Source organism: Sphingomonas sp. 179-I 2A4 NHS, assembly GCF_045369135.1.
Classification (GTDB): Bacteria; Pseudomonadota; Alphaproteobacteria; order Sphingomonadales; family Sphingomonadaceae; genus Sphingomonas.
The window spans coordinates 122,942-134,765 of the sequence record NZ_JBIQFL010000003.1 but is presented as its reverse complement, the minus strand read 5'-3'; the positions used below and the strand labels follow the sequence as shown (position 1 = coordinate 134,765).

11 protein-coding genes are annotated in these 11,824 nt (G+C 65.4%); 3 read left to right on the top strand and 8 right to left on the bottom strand.

From position 1 onward, the window contains the following. Positions 1 to 56 precede the first annotated feature (56 nt). Together ACH0CP_RS06765 and ACH0CP_RS06760 are read left to right on the top strand one after the other, a co-directional pair. Positions 57 to 659, top strand: coding sequence for an ankyrin repeat domain-containing protein (locus ACH0CP_RS06765; RefSeq protein ID WP_294442705.1), 603 nt, complete (start codon positions 57 to 59; stop codon positions 657 to 659). A gap of 222 nt (positions 660 to 881) precedes the next feature. Continuing rightward, positions 882 to 2,177, top strand: coding sequence for a WcaI family glycosyltransferase (locus ACH0CP_RS06760; RefSeq protein WP_406875453.1), 1,296 nt, complete (start codon positions 882 to 884; stop codon positions 2,175 to 2,177). 18 nt (positions 2,178 to 2,195) lie between these two features. Here the strand turns inward: ACH0CP_RS06760 and ACH0CP_RS06755 are convergent, their stop codons facing one another. The 5 genes from ACH0CP_RS06755 to ACH0CP_RS06735 all read right to left on the bottom strand — a co-directional run bounded on the left by ACH0CP_RS06755 (position 2,196) and on the right by ACH0CP_RS06735 (position 6,808). Next, a complete protein-coding gene (locus ACH0CP_RS06755) occupies positions 2,196 to 3,623 on the bottom strand; it encodes an SGNH/GDSL hydrolase family protein (RefSeq protein ID WP_406875452.1) in 1,428 nt (475 codons plus the stop codon). Next, entirely contained in the window at positions 3,620 to 4,048 is a 429-nt protein-coding gene (locus ACH0CP_RS06750) for a hypothetical protein (protein ID WP_294442687.1), read from the bottom strand. The genes ACH0CP_RS06755 and ACH0CP_RS06750 overlap by 4 nt, the downstream gene beginning before the upstream one ends. Before the next feature lie 62 nt (positions 4,049 to 4,110). Then, a complete protein-coding gene (locus ACH0CP_RS06745; RefSeq protein ID WP_294442686.1) occupies positions 4,111 to 5,280 on the bottom strand; it encodes a glycosyltransferase in 1,170 nt (389 codons plus the stop codon). Beyond that, complete coding sequence (locus ACH0CP_RS06740) at positions 5,277 to 6,212, bottom strand: glycosyltransferase family 2 protein (protein ID WP_294442685.1); 936 nt, start codon at positions 6,210 to 6,212, stop codon at positions 5,277 to 5,279. Before ACH0CP_RS06740 ends, ACH0CP_RS06745 begins: the two co-directional genes overlap by 4 nt. Then, positions 6,209 to 6,808 carry a putative colanic acid biosynthesis acetyltransferase gene (locus ACH0CP_RS06735; RefSeq protein ID WP_294442684.1) on the bottom strand — a complete coding sequence of 200 codons (600 nt, stop codon included), beginning with the start codon at positions 6,806 to 6,808 and terminating at the stop codon, positions 6,209 to 6,211. The genes ACH0CP_RS06740 and ACH0CP_RS06735 overlap by 4 nt, the downstream gene beginning before the upstream one ends. 372 nt (positions 6,809 to 7,180) lie before the next feature. Between ACH0CP_RS06735 and ACH0CP_RS06730 the strand changes: the two genes are divergently transcribed. After that, positions 7,181 to 8,413: a hypothetical protein gene (locus tag ACH0CP_RS06730; protein WP_294442683.1), complete on the top strand. Its 1,233-nt coding sequence runs from the start codon at positions 7,181 to 7,183 to the stop codon at positions 8,411 to 8,413. Here the strand turns inward: ACH0CP_RS06730 and ACH0CP_RS06725 are convergent. The 3 genes from ACH0CP_RS06725 to ACH0CP_RS06715 all read right to left on the bottom strand — a co-directional run bounded on the left by ACH0CP_RS06725 (position 8,341) and on the right by ACH0CP_RS06715 (position 11,815). After that, on the bottom strand, positions 8,341 to 9,426 hold the full coding sequence (locus ACH0CP_RS06725) for a glycosyltransferase family 4 protein (RefSeq protein ID WP_294442682.1): 1,086 nt from the start codon (positions 9,424 to 9,426) through the stop codon (positions 8,341 to 8,343). The two genes, ACH0CP_RS06730 and ACH0CP_RS06725, sit on opposite strands and share 73 nt — an antisense overlap. Beyond that, on the bottom strand, positions 9,416 to 10,723 hold the full coding sequence (locus ACH0CP_RS06720) for a lipopolysaccharide biosynthesis protein (RefSeq protein WP_294442681.1): 1,308 nt from the start codon (positions 10,721 to 10,723) through the stop codon (positions 9,416 to 9,418). Before ACH0CP_RS06720 ends, ACH0CP_RS06725 begins: the two co-directional genes overlap by 11 nt. A gap of 126 nt (positions 10,724 to 10,849) precedes the next feature. Then, a complete protein-coding gene (locus ACH0CP_RS06715) occupies positions 10,850 to 11,815 on the bottom strand; it encodes an alpha/beta fold hydrolase (RefSeq protein ID WP_294442680.1) in 966 nt (321 codons plus the stop codon). Positions 11,816 to 11,824: the final 9 nt, after the last annotated feature.

Sequence of the window (11,824 nt, the reverse complement as noted above, 5' to 3'; positions counted from 1 at the left end):
TGGTCTGTTAGGGCCGTCGCTGCAACCATGACGATGGATTGACCCCCGTGAAGACGATGCGCCGACTGATCCTTCCTGCCCTTTTCGTCCCCGCCCTCATCGGCACTGCCCTGCCCGCTGCCGCGCAGCAGCAGTCGCAAGGGTACAAGTTCCTCGAAGCCGTGAAGAGCGCCAAGGGCGAGGAGGTGATCAAGATCCTCGACCAGCCGGGGCAGACGATCGTCAACGCGCGCGACGTGACCACCGGCGAAGGCGCGCTGCACATCGTGATCAAGCGCGGCGACGAAACCTATCTGCGCTATCTGCTGTCGCGCGGCGCCGATCCGAACCTGCGCGACGGCCGCGGCGACACACCGCTGCTGCTCGCCGTGCAATATGGCCAGAACGGCATGGTCGACCTGCTGACCGGGGCCAAGGCGAATCCCAATCTCGGGAATGGCGGCGGCGAAACGCCGCTGATCCGGGCCGTGCAGAAGCGGGACCTCGCATTGGTGCGCGCGCTGCTCGCGGCCGGCGCCAACCCTGACCAGACCGATAATGTCGCCGGCATGTCCGCGCGGGACTATGCCCATGCCGATGCGCGCTCCCCCGCCATCGCCAAGCTGATCGACGAAAAGCCAAAACGCGCGCCGCGTGCCGTCGCGGGCCCGAAGTTCTGACGAACGTTTCTTATCAGGTGAGGGCCAGAGTTTCGGGCCCTCATCTTTGATCTGGCGAGTTATGCCAAGATCACGCTAGACTTATAGTTTGGTTAACGTATCCTTTTCGCGAGTCGCGGTTGAACAACCCGGCCGTGGGGGGATCGCTGACATGGCCAGTGCAGTGCCAACCAACTGTATCCGTGCGCACTCCAGGAGAACTCCAGCGATCCGATCGATCGCGTGATCGGCTCTTCCCTGGATATCCTGATCCTCGGTCACAATTACGCGCCTGAGCCGATCGGAATCGGACCCTGCACCGCAGGGATGGCCGAAGCATTGGCAGAGAGTGGCCATCGCGTAAGGGTGATCTGCGGCCAACCCTGCTATCCCGCATGGAAGATCGATCCGGCCTATCGCGGTATCTTGCCTCGGCGATCGCGCGAAAGCGGGGTGTCGGTGCTTCGGCTCCCGCTTTACGTGCCTGCGGTTCCACGCGGCTGGCCGCGGGCGGCGCATCATCTTTGCTTTGCTCTGCTGGCGGCCGCGGCGCTGATCGCGGTGCTGTTGCTTCGGCGGCGGCCGGACATCGTCGTGGCCATTGCACCGTCCTTCCTCTCGACGATCGTCGCCCGCTTGTTTGGGTGGGCAGCACGGCGCCCCGTGTGGGTCCATGTTCAGGATTTCGAGCTCGACATGGCCAGCGCAACCGGCCAGCTCTCGATCGCCGATCATCCGCTGATGCGCCGGCTCCAGCGCCTCGGCCATCGCGGCAATCGCGTGAGCAGCATCTCACCGGCCATGTGCGACAAGCTGGTCGCCAGCGGCAACGATCCACGTCGGGTGATCGAGTTCCGCAACTGGGCAAATCCAGCCGTTGAGCCGCTCACCGAAGCGTCGCCCTGCCGCGCACAGTGGCGGATCAACGAACCGTCCATCGCGCTCTACTCCGGCAACATCGCCGCCAAACAAGGCATTCCCATCATCATTGAGGCAGCAAAGTTGCTCGCGGCGCGGCGCGACCTGCTGTTCGTGATCTGCGGCGATGGGCCTGAGCGCGAGCGGCTGGAGCACCTTGCGGCGGGTTGCGAGAACGTGCGCATCTTCGGCCTTCAACCCATGGCGCGATTGGGCGATCTGCTGGGGCTTGCGACCATCCACCTCCTGCCGCAAATAGGCGGTGCGGCGGATCTGGTGCTGCCGTCGAAGCTACCCAACATGCTCGCCTCCGGCCGGCCGATCGTTGCCACGGCCGCACAGGGCACCGGGCTCGCCGAGGAGATCGGCGCGGGCGGCCTGACCACGCCGCCGTCTGATGCGCTGGCGTTTGCCGCGGCGATCGAGCGGCTGCTGGACGATGCACCGCTGCGCGCTGCGTGCGAACAGGCGGCGAAGGAGCGCGCGGCCTCCCGCTGGAGCAAGGCCGCGATCCTCGCCGATCTCGAGCGCGAATTGCGGCTCCTCCACGCAGAGTGGCGCGCGCTGCCGAGCTGGCGTCGTTCTCTGCCGATGCCGAGGCTCGGGCTGCTGGCGGAATGAACCAGCAGCCCGGTTGCATCAGGCGCCCGCCAGCACCGGCAGCACCTTGGCCCGGATCGCCTGCTCGATCCGCTGGGCATAATAATCGAAGCCGATCTCCGGCGGATGCACATTATCCGCGGCGACATAGAGCCCGCCATTGACCGTACCGCTCGGCACACCGCCGCCGCCATTGTTCCAGCTGCCCAGCACCCAGGGCGGCGATGCACCGCAAATGGGAACGAAGAAGGCCAGCGGGTCCCCTGACTGCGCAACCCCCGCCTGAACTGCCCCTTCCGCGGCCACGGCGCCTGCAACGTTGATCGACGGAACACCGACGACGATGATCGGCGCCGGTGTGCCGGCACGGATGGCCCGCATCGTCTGCAGCACTTCGGCCTGCAGCGCCGCCGGCGGATGATCGACATCGTTGGTGGAACCCATCAGCAGCAGCACGTCCGGAGCGAGCGCCAGCGCTTGCGGCACGCGCTGTCGGAAAGTGAAGAAGCCGGTCGGAGACGGGTTTAGATACCCCGTGCCGCCGATGGACAGGTTCCACGTGTCGCGCCACCCGAGCCGCTTCCCCAGCAGCTGCGCGATCGATCCCCCGGCGAGCCACGGCCCGTAGCTGGAGCCGGCATTGTAGCTGTCGCCGATCACCACCATGCGCGGCGTGCCGGCGCCGGCCGCGCTGACCGTCGAGGTCACAGGAACCTGTGCGCAGCCGAAGAAGGAGGCGCTCTTGCCCGTTTCCAGTTCGTAGCGCCGCAGCCGACGCCCGGTGCTACCCGTCCAGTCGATCACCATCCACTGGTCGTTGCCGCCCACCACATGGCTGCCCGGCATGAGATAACGGCCGCCGACGATCACGCGGACCTGCGCCGAATTCGCCGGTAGGAACAGCGCCAGCCGATCCGCGTCGCTTTCGAACACCACCGATGCGCCGGCCGACATGACCGTGCCGAGCTTCGCCTCGAACGTGCCGAGCGACCAGAAGGTCGATCGGTAAGGCGAGGGCGCGGCGCCGCGAACAGCGTAAGCGGCGGGGTAGGTCTCCGGCTGCCAATTGGGCCCGATCGACGGGCTGGCAGTGACGATGGAGACCGTGGGTGCGCCATCGCCCTGATCAGGAGCACGTGCCCCGCCAAGGCAGGTCCAATAGACACCGCTCCCGCCATCCGCGACATATTGCCCGCTGTTGGTGACCAACGGACCACCACCCGTTGCCGGCGTTGTACCGGCCAGACCGCACATGAACCAAAAGCCACCATTGGTGACCACCTGACCCACATTGTAGCTCGTGCTGGCGGCGTAGGCGGGCGGCGCGAGCCAGGGCGGGAGAACGACCGGGTTGCGGCCCTCGGCGGCATCTGCGGCGCGCAACAACCGGCCGTGCCGACTGCCCGCCGCGACGGCGCTGCGCGCACGAACGGCAACGCCGCGCGCTACCACGTCCACCGCGCTCATTGCGCCACCCGATACGCGAGCGTGCCGGACTGCAGGGCAACCGCGAGGAAGTAGCTCGCCGCCGCTTCCCTTTCCTCCGTCACGATCTCGTTGGCGTTACCAGTGAACCGGCCCCAGCGTTCGCCGCCGATCGTCAGCGGCAGCTTGGTCGCGCCGCCGTCCACCGATCGCACCAGCTCCACCGCTCCGGTCCACGCGCCCGAGAGTGTGACGCGGATCGGATGATCGAGCGCAGGCACGAATGGTCCAAAAACGCCGCTCGCCGTGGCGATGCCCGCCAAAGCAACCGTCGCCGCCTCCGCCGCCACCGAGCGAACGGGCAGCGGATTGGCCATGTTCACCGATACCGCGGGGCCGTCCACCGCGCCGAACGCCACTGCATATTGCGGGACAAAACCCGCCGGTACTTCCACCTCGACCGCCATCTAAGCCTCCGTTGCAGTTCTTGTTATGTTCCTGCCACAGACGGTCGCATGTAGGACAGCGGCTAGCGGATTTCGCGTTGGAGGAGGGTCATGAGTTCGGCTGCCGCGTGTTCGAGATCGAAGCGATGCTCGAAACAGTGCAAGGCCCTACCGCGCATCGCAGCGCGCTCCTCCGGCGAAAGCGCGAGAAAGCGGGTGAGCAGATGCGCCGTTCCGGCAAGCGTGTCCGGCGCGACGAGCCCGGCACCCTCCGCGAGCACTTCTCGCCAGATGTTCACCTGATCGCTGATTAGCACCGGCGTGCCATGCGCAAGCGCCTCGGCCACGGCGATGCCGAAATTCTCCTGGTGCGAGGGAAGGATGAAGGCTTCCGCGGCGCGAAGCGCACCTGCCTTTGCCTCCCCCTCGATCATGCCAGGGAAGTGGATGCGGTCGCTGAGGCCAAGCTTCTGCGCCGTCTCCTGCAGCGACGAGCCGAGCCCGGTCTGATCGGGCCCGGCAAGCACCAGATCGAGGTCCGGATGATGGGGCGCGATCTTGCCGAAAGCCTCTACCAGCAAGTCGCAACCTTTCTTGGGATGAAGGCGGCCGAGGTACAGCAGGTATCGGCAATCGCCGAGCGACGGGAAGAGGGCGCGAAAGGCCGCAGCGGAAGCGTCGCTGTGGCTCGGGCGCGGCGTGCCATAGGCAACCACGGTGCCGTTGACGCGGTACGGCCAGAATGCGCCTCGGGCACGGCACCTCTCCTCCTCGCTCGTGAACAATACGTGGCGTGCGCCGGCGAGCAGCCGACCCTCCGCCCACCACCAGGATGCCTGTTTTCCGAGGTGCTTGAGCGGCGCGGTACGCCGAAACCAGGGATCGAGCATCCCGTGCGGGAAGACGACATAGGGTATGTCGCTGCCCGCCAGCGCCCGCATCGCGCCACGCGCCGCATAGCGCCACAGGCCGGACACGATCACCGCGTCATAATCCCGCAGGTGCGCCGCCAGCCATGGCAGCATCGCCGGGCTATAACGGTAGCGCTCGGCCAGCCGCGTACCGCGTGACGGGCCAAGCGCGACGATGGTGCCAGGATAATCATGAAGGTGATGTTCATCCGGCGGATCGAGCGTCAGCAGATCCTGTTGGTGGCCGGCTCGCGACCAGATCTCGCCGACTTGCCGTGCGCCTTCGATCGGCCCGCCGGTGCGCGGATCCGCGCTGGTGATGATACGCAGGATCCGCGTCACGTCGCGGCGCCAAGGGTAAATCCGGACAGGCGCGAAAGGCAGGCGATCTGCTCGTCGCGCGACGTGCAGCGCGCCAGCGTCGGCCCCCACTCCGCAACCTTCGCCGCGACCAGGAAGCGATACCAGAAGCCTTGCAGCAGATGATAGACGAGGCCCGGCCGCCCATCGAGGAAGCCAAGCTGCACCACGTAGCGCTGGAGAAAATAGGTTAGTGGCCCCGCCCACAGCGGCAGTCGATTGTAGATGCGCAGCTTGATCCAATGCCGTCGCCGGGCCTGGCGGGTGGAGGGTGGCGGGGCGGCCTCGAACAGGCCGTGGCGTGCCGCCAGCACTTCCACCGCCTCGCGACTGGCGTAATCATTGTGTTTCGCGGTGAAGAAGCTGAGGTCCCCCAGGTTCATGTCCGCGAGACCGCCGCGCAACAGGATCGTGCGGCCGCCGTGGACGACCACGTGCTCATCCATCCAGCGCTGTTGCACTCGCCCGCTGCCCGTGCGCCACAGCCGCACCAAGCGCAGCGGGTAACGGCCGCCATGCCTGATCCAGCGTCCCATGAAGATATGCTTGCGATCGACCTCAGCACCGCAGACATCGGGTGGCAGATCGGGCAGGCGTCGCGCAATTTCATCCGCGAGGTCAGCTTCGACCACTTCGTCGGCGTCCAGCCGCATCGTCCAGTCGGTGGTGATGTCGCCATGATCGAGCGCCCATTGCAGCTGCGCCGCATGGCTGACGAAGGTGTGCTGGATCACGCGCGCACCGAGCGCCTGCGCCAGTGTAACAGTCGCATCGCTGGAGAAGCTGTCGATAACTAGGATCTCGCGCGCGATATTCCGAACGCTCTGGATGGCGCGCGCGATGTGATGCGCCTCGTTGAAGGTGAGGATGACCACCGTGAGGTCAGGCGGCTCGCCCGCCGCGGCGGTAATCATGCAGTAGCGACGAAGCGAATTCGGCGCTGCCGCACCACGCGTGCCGGATTACCGCTACATACCGTCCACGCGGCGACATCTCGCATCGCGCAGGCGCGCGCGCCCAGCACTGCCCCTTCCCCAATGCTCACGCCCGGCCCGACGAAAGCCTCCGCAGCAATCCAGGCGCGTGCGCCGATGACGATCGGGCGTACGCGGAGCTGGAAGGCTGAATCCTCGATATCATGTGTCCCGGCGCATAGATGGGCACCCTGGGAGACCACGGCGTGTGCACCGATCCGGATCGGGGCCATCGCATAGATCGTCGCGCGCGGCCCGATCGCGGCATGATCGTCCATGATGAGGTTGCCAGGCGACCAGATGCGCGCACTGCCATAGACATTGGCGGTTGGGGCTATCGAAGCGCCGAACAGCCGTAACAAGACACGGCGCCACGCCCGGAACCCTGGTGGCGTCCACGCGGCAAGGAGACACCAAGTAACGATCCAGACCGCGCGATAGAGCCGATTGCCGAGCGTGAAGCTGGCGCCGCCCTCCCACGAACGCGCCATGTGGCCGTCAAGCGGCCGCCCCATCCTATTGGCGTGACGAATCATGCAAGCTCCCCGCAGAGGTTTGTAGGTGCTGTTGAGAACAGCAGCAACAGTTATGGTTAATCTGGCGTGACGTAGCGCCATCTAGCCTTTACGGTGCGAGCAAGGACGCGGGGAGGTTCAGCGCCGATGAGGGTTGTTTATGTTATATACAGCGTTTCTCTTGCTCTTATTTTTTTCGCGCAGCTCATGCTCGGCGCGGATATTCCCGTTCTATTATCACTCGTGATCGTTGCAGCATGCGCGCTTATTCCGTTGCAGATGCGCGGGTGGCGCATTTCGGACGGCCTTTATGCAGTGATGTGCGTTTATTTTGGAACCGCCAGCCTGATCGTGAAGACAGCGGCGATGCAGCCGGTGCAATCGAATCTTCGGATGCCGGAACTCTCCGCGGGATTGCTGCTCGCCGGCTTTGCCTCGATCAGCATTGGTTATTTGGGGAGCCATCTGGTGCGGCAGCCGTGGCGGATCGAGCATGATTTGCACGGGATCACCGCCGCGCCGGTCAATCTCGCCCGACTTGCACTACCGACATTCACGCTCGGCGCCGTTCTCTACTTTCTGCAGACGCAGATGCGGCCACTCGCCAGCAACGGTGGCTTCGAGACGAGCGGGTTCGGTGGCTTCGGTGCCTTCTACCCGCTGCTGCTGCTTGGCGCCGCGATGCAGACGGCGCTGATCGCCAGCCACCCAGGGCAGCTAGGCCACAAGGCCCGGCTAGGCCTGATGACGATCGTCATCGTAGCGCTGACGCTGGCGGACAACACGAAGCGCACCTTGTTCGATTTCGTGATGGTAGTCGGCGTTACTTTCCTAGCCTTTGGCGTGCGGCCCAGACTGCGGTGGATCGTGCCGCCGGCGGCGGCTGCTCTGATCGCGATCGTCTATGTCGTGCCCGCGATCCATATCGTGCGGATGCAGCCTGACGTGCGGAGCATCAGCCGGATTGCGGCGACCTTCGAAGTCATTCGTAACGCGGGGTTCGACCCCGTCGAACTGTCGCAGCGCGCCGATGCGATTGCCGCGGGCTACCACCTGACGTACCGCGACAGTTACGTTTACCCGCTGACGTGGAACACGGAACGTTTCACAATGATCCAACCGATCGACCAAGTGGCGCGAAAGCTGGAGGAACGGGGTACCATGGGCGGCGCGGATCTGTGGCGCGACGCCGCGGAAACGCTATTGCCGTCGTTCCTGCTCACGAAGACGCTCGCTACCGCGCCTGATCGGATCGCCTGGCATTACGGGTTTCGCGCGAAAGGATCGATCGCGCGCCCGGTCGTCGGGCTGATTGCGAGCAGCCTTGCGGCCTTCGGCCTCGCGGGCGTGCTGCTGCTGCCCGGGCTGACGGTGGCGTTCACGTTCATCATGCTGGACGGCATTGGCGGACGAATGGTGAGCAACTGCTGGGCGAGCTTCGTATTCGCGTCCACAACGTTCCTCGCGGAACGGGAGGTCAGCACCATGCTGTCGTTCTTCTGCCGCGGCTACCTGTTCCTGCTGATCGTCGCGGGAGCGCTGTTACTGCTCGGCTATCGCAGGGTGCCGCGTGCGTCAGCGCCCAGCAACGCGCCCAGATTGGCGACGAACGCTTCGGCAGAATAGAGGCGCGCGACCTTCTCGTGCCCGGCAGTCGCCATCCGCGCCGCCAAGTTTGAATCCCGAAGCAACGTGACGAGAGCATCGGCCAGCGCCGGCACATCATGCGGATCGACGGTGAGGCCATCGACGCCGTTCTCGATCACATCGGGCGCAGCGCCGAACTGCGAGCCGACGACCGGGAGGCCAGCGGCCCATGCTTCGAGGAAGACGATGCCAAATCCCTCTTTCGACGAGGGCAGGCAGAAAACCGCCGCGTTGTTGAAGGCATCGGCAAGGCCGGCGGCGTCCACTGCACCCGACAGCGTGACGCGATCACCTACGCCCAATTCCTTCGCAAGCGCCTGCAGGCGACCACGCAGGGCGCCCTCACCCACGACCCGCAGCCGTGCGGCAGGAACCTCGGCCAGCACCCGCGGCATGGCCTCGATCAAGCGATGGATATTCTTCTCATGCTCACCGGCGCCAAGCCGCGATACCGAAAGGATCGTGGATCCTTGCTTCGGCCCGACAGGTGTTGACGGAAGGTCGACCGCGTTTGGGAAATGCGTGAAGCTCGCGTCGGCGATATCGAATGCCTGCATCATCCGATTCCGCGAATAGCGACTGACGATCGCTATCTGGTCCACCAGCCGGCGCAGCAGCAACGTATCTCGCGCGCGAGCGGGGCGATACGCAGGATCGCCCCACACCTCGATGCCGTGCGCGAACAGGATCACCCGCCCCCGCGGACGAAGCATACGATAGAGCGCGGCGATCGGGAGCAAGTTGATGTGACCAAGCAGCAACATATCCGTGCTGCGCGCCCGAGATGACACGGCCCTCAAAAGGCCAAGAAAGCTGCCGCAGAGCGCTTCGGTCTCCCCCTCGCCCTCCGGATCGGCGTACATGATCACGCCGGCTTCCACCGACAGTTGCCGAAGCGCGCCGCTCAACCGACGGTTGAAACCCTGGATGCCGCCATGCCCCATCGCGGAGAGGCCAACGAACAGGACCCGCGGCACGCGTTCACGCGCCATGGTTGGTCTTTTTCAGGACCAGCAGGCAGAGCGGGATCATTGCCAGTTGCGCGGCGAGCACGCTGCACGCGATCCCCGTGAGCCCGTACGCCCGGCTCAGCGCGGGACCTCCGGCCAGCGCGACGAGCGCAATGATGAGGAAGCCGAAGGTGGCCCGTCCGTGCCGATTGACCGCAGAGATCGGCGTGAACAGGGCGGACCAGAAGAGTTCCGCCGTCACACCCATCAGTAGGATGAAGAAGAAGGGCTGCTGCACCGCAACATTGCCGTGCGTCAGGAGCCGCAAGCCCCAGGGGGCAAGCACCAAGAGCGCCACGATATAGATCGCACCGAGGATCAGCGTCGCCCCGACCTGCGTCCTGATCAGGCGCGCGAATCCGATCCAGTCGCCGGCGCCCGCGAGGGCGGAAAACTCGCTCACGACGCTGTTGTTGAGCATGTTGCCAGCCGACGTGCCAAGGCGCGCGAGCGTGCGGGATGTCGACAGGACGACCACAGCCGACGCTCCCAACGTGCCGCCGACAATGATAACGGGCCCCTGGATGAGCAGCGCCTGACCAAGCGGCATCGCCATATAGGCGAACGCCAGAGGCGCGATCCGACGCAGTTCCGCCACCGAGGCTTGAGCGAAGCCGAAGCGCAGCCATGCCGAGCGCACGTGGAGCCAGTGGCTGGCAAGCACGATGAACAACAGACGGCTCAGCAACGCCGCCCCCGCTGCCGCGATCACACCCCCCCCTCCCAGTGCCGCGAGCGCAATCGCAGCGCCCTCCCCGAGGCGCGCGGTCGCGGCCCAGCCAGCCTCGCTGGCGGGCCGATTCTCTGCTCGAATCCCGGCGCAGATCAGGAGAAACAGCTGGTAGAGCAGCACGTTCGCGGTAAGCAGCAGGAGCACGCCACTGACAGCGCCTGCACCAAGCGCGTTGATCCGCAGAACCGCGCGAACATCGACGACCACGAAGATGAGCGCGGCAACGACAAAAAGCAGCGGAAGCGCAATGCTGAGTAGCGCAAGAATGCTCTGGAACGTGCGCAATGCGCCGTCGCGCCGGCCAGCGGCCACAGCCATCACCATCTCGTTCTTGGCGACGAAGGTGAAGCCGAGGTCGCTGAAGGTAAGGAAGAACGGGATCGCCGCCAGAACCAGCCAGGCGCCGTAAACATCCGCGCCCCAGGCATCGAGCAACAACGGCACGAGTGCGAGCTGAACGACGATCGTGACGACCTGGCCATAAGCCTGCGCCGACAGCGTCCGCCCGAGCCGCAGCGTGGCGGCGCGATCGAGCGAACCGATCACCTGCCGCCGTGCCGGCTGATCACCGCCATCCTGCCCCCCGCCTGTTGCCCCAAACGAAGCTGCGCGGTTTGTGAGCGCAGGACAAGCGTTGATCTCGACCGGCAGTTGGCGAGGGCCGCCGAGCGGCTAGTTCAGCCGCTTGAGCCAATCGAGAAGCAACCGGTTCACTTCCTCCGGCCGCTCCTGCTGGGTCCAGTGACCACACCCTTCCAGCATATGTCCTTCAACGTTCGGGACGTGCGGACGCATGATCGCGATCGGATCGGCAATCGCGCCAAAGCCGGTGCTGGCCGGGTCCTTCGTGCCACCGATGAACAGCGCCGGCTGCTCGATCTTGCGGTCACGAAACTGCTGCAGCCAGGCCCAGTCACGCTCGTGATTGCGATAGCGGCTGATCGGGCCGAAGAAGCCGGAGCCTTCGAACTCCGCGACATAGTAATCCAGATCCTCCGGCGTCATCCACTCGGGGAACTTGCCCGGATCGACCATGCCTTCCAACAGCGTCGCGTCTGCGGCCTTAGTCGGCCACGTCCCTTCGGGCGCATCGCCAGCGATGCCGAAATAGAATTTGCGCAGGAAATCGCGCACGTCGCGCTCCGCCTCTTCCTCCGGCGGACCCACCTTCTGGAACCATTCCTGATAGAAGAAGCGGTTCTTCTTCGTGAACGCCTCGCGGAAGATCTCGGTGAATGGGCGCGCAGGCACGCCCGTGTAGGGGACCGAAAGCGCCGCGATGGCGGAGAACTGCTCCGGCCGCGTCAGCGCGGAATTCCACACCTGCGGCGCGCCCCAATCGTGGCCGACGAGGATCGTCGGGCGATCGGGCTGAAGCGTTTGCGCAACGGCCGCGATGTCAGCGACCAGTTCCTCCATCGCGTAGGCCTCGATCGTCTTCGGCTTGTCCGATCCGCCATAGCCGCGCACGTCGATTGCCGCAGCGGTAAATCCCGCGTCCGCAATCGGACCCATCTGGTGACGCCAGGAATACCAGCTTTCCGGAAATCCATGCACCATCAGCACCAGCGGCCCCTCGCCTTCGATGGCGGTGCGGATCGTCGACCCACCGGTGTCGATCATGCGGAAGGTCGGCATCATGTTCTC

Excerpts from the sequence above, each read along its gene's own strand:
- ACH0CP_RS06715 (WP_294442680.1), bottom strand. The coding sequence starts at position 11,815 with ATGCCGACCTTCCGCATGATCGACACCGGTGGGTCGACGATCCGCACC.
- ACH0CP_RS06765 (WP_294442705.1), top strand. The coding sequence starts at position 57 with ATGCGCCGACTGATCCTTCCTGCCCTTTTCGTCCCCGCCCTCATCGGC.
- ACH0CP_RS06725 (WP_294442682.1), bottom strand. The coding sequence starts at position 9,426 with ATGGCGCGTGAACGCGTGCCGCGGGTCCTGTTCGTTGGCCTCTCCGCG.
- ACH0CP_RS06730 (WP_294442683.1), top strand. The coding sequence starts at position 7,181 with ATGCCGGAACTCTCCGCGGGATTGCTGCTCGCCGGCTTTGCCTCGATC.
- ACH0CP_RS06755 (WP_406875452.1), bottom strand. The coding sequence starts at position 3,623 with ATGAGCGCGGTGGACGTGGTAGCGCGCGGCGTTGCCGTTCGTGCGCGC.
- ACH0CP_RS06735 (WP_294442684.1), bottom strand. The coding sequence starts at position 6,808 with ATGATTCGTCACGCCAATAGGATGGGGCGGCCGCTTGACGGCCACATG.
- ACH0CP_RS06750 (WP_294442687.1), bottom strand. The coding sequence starts at position 4,048 with ATGGCGGTCGAGGTGGAAGTACCGGCGGGTTTTGTCCCGCAATATGCA.
- ACH0CP_RS06740 (WP_294442685.1), bottom strand. The coding sequence starts at position 6,212 with ATGATTACCGCCGCGGCGGGCGAGCCGCCTGACCTCACGGTGGTCATC.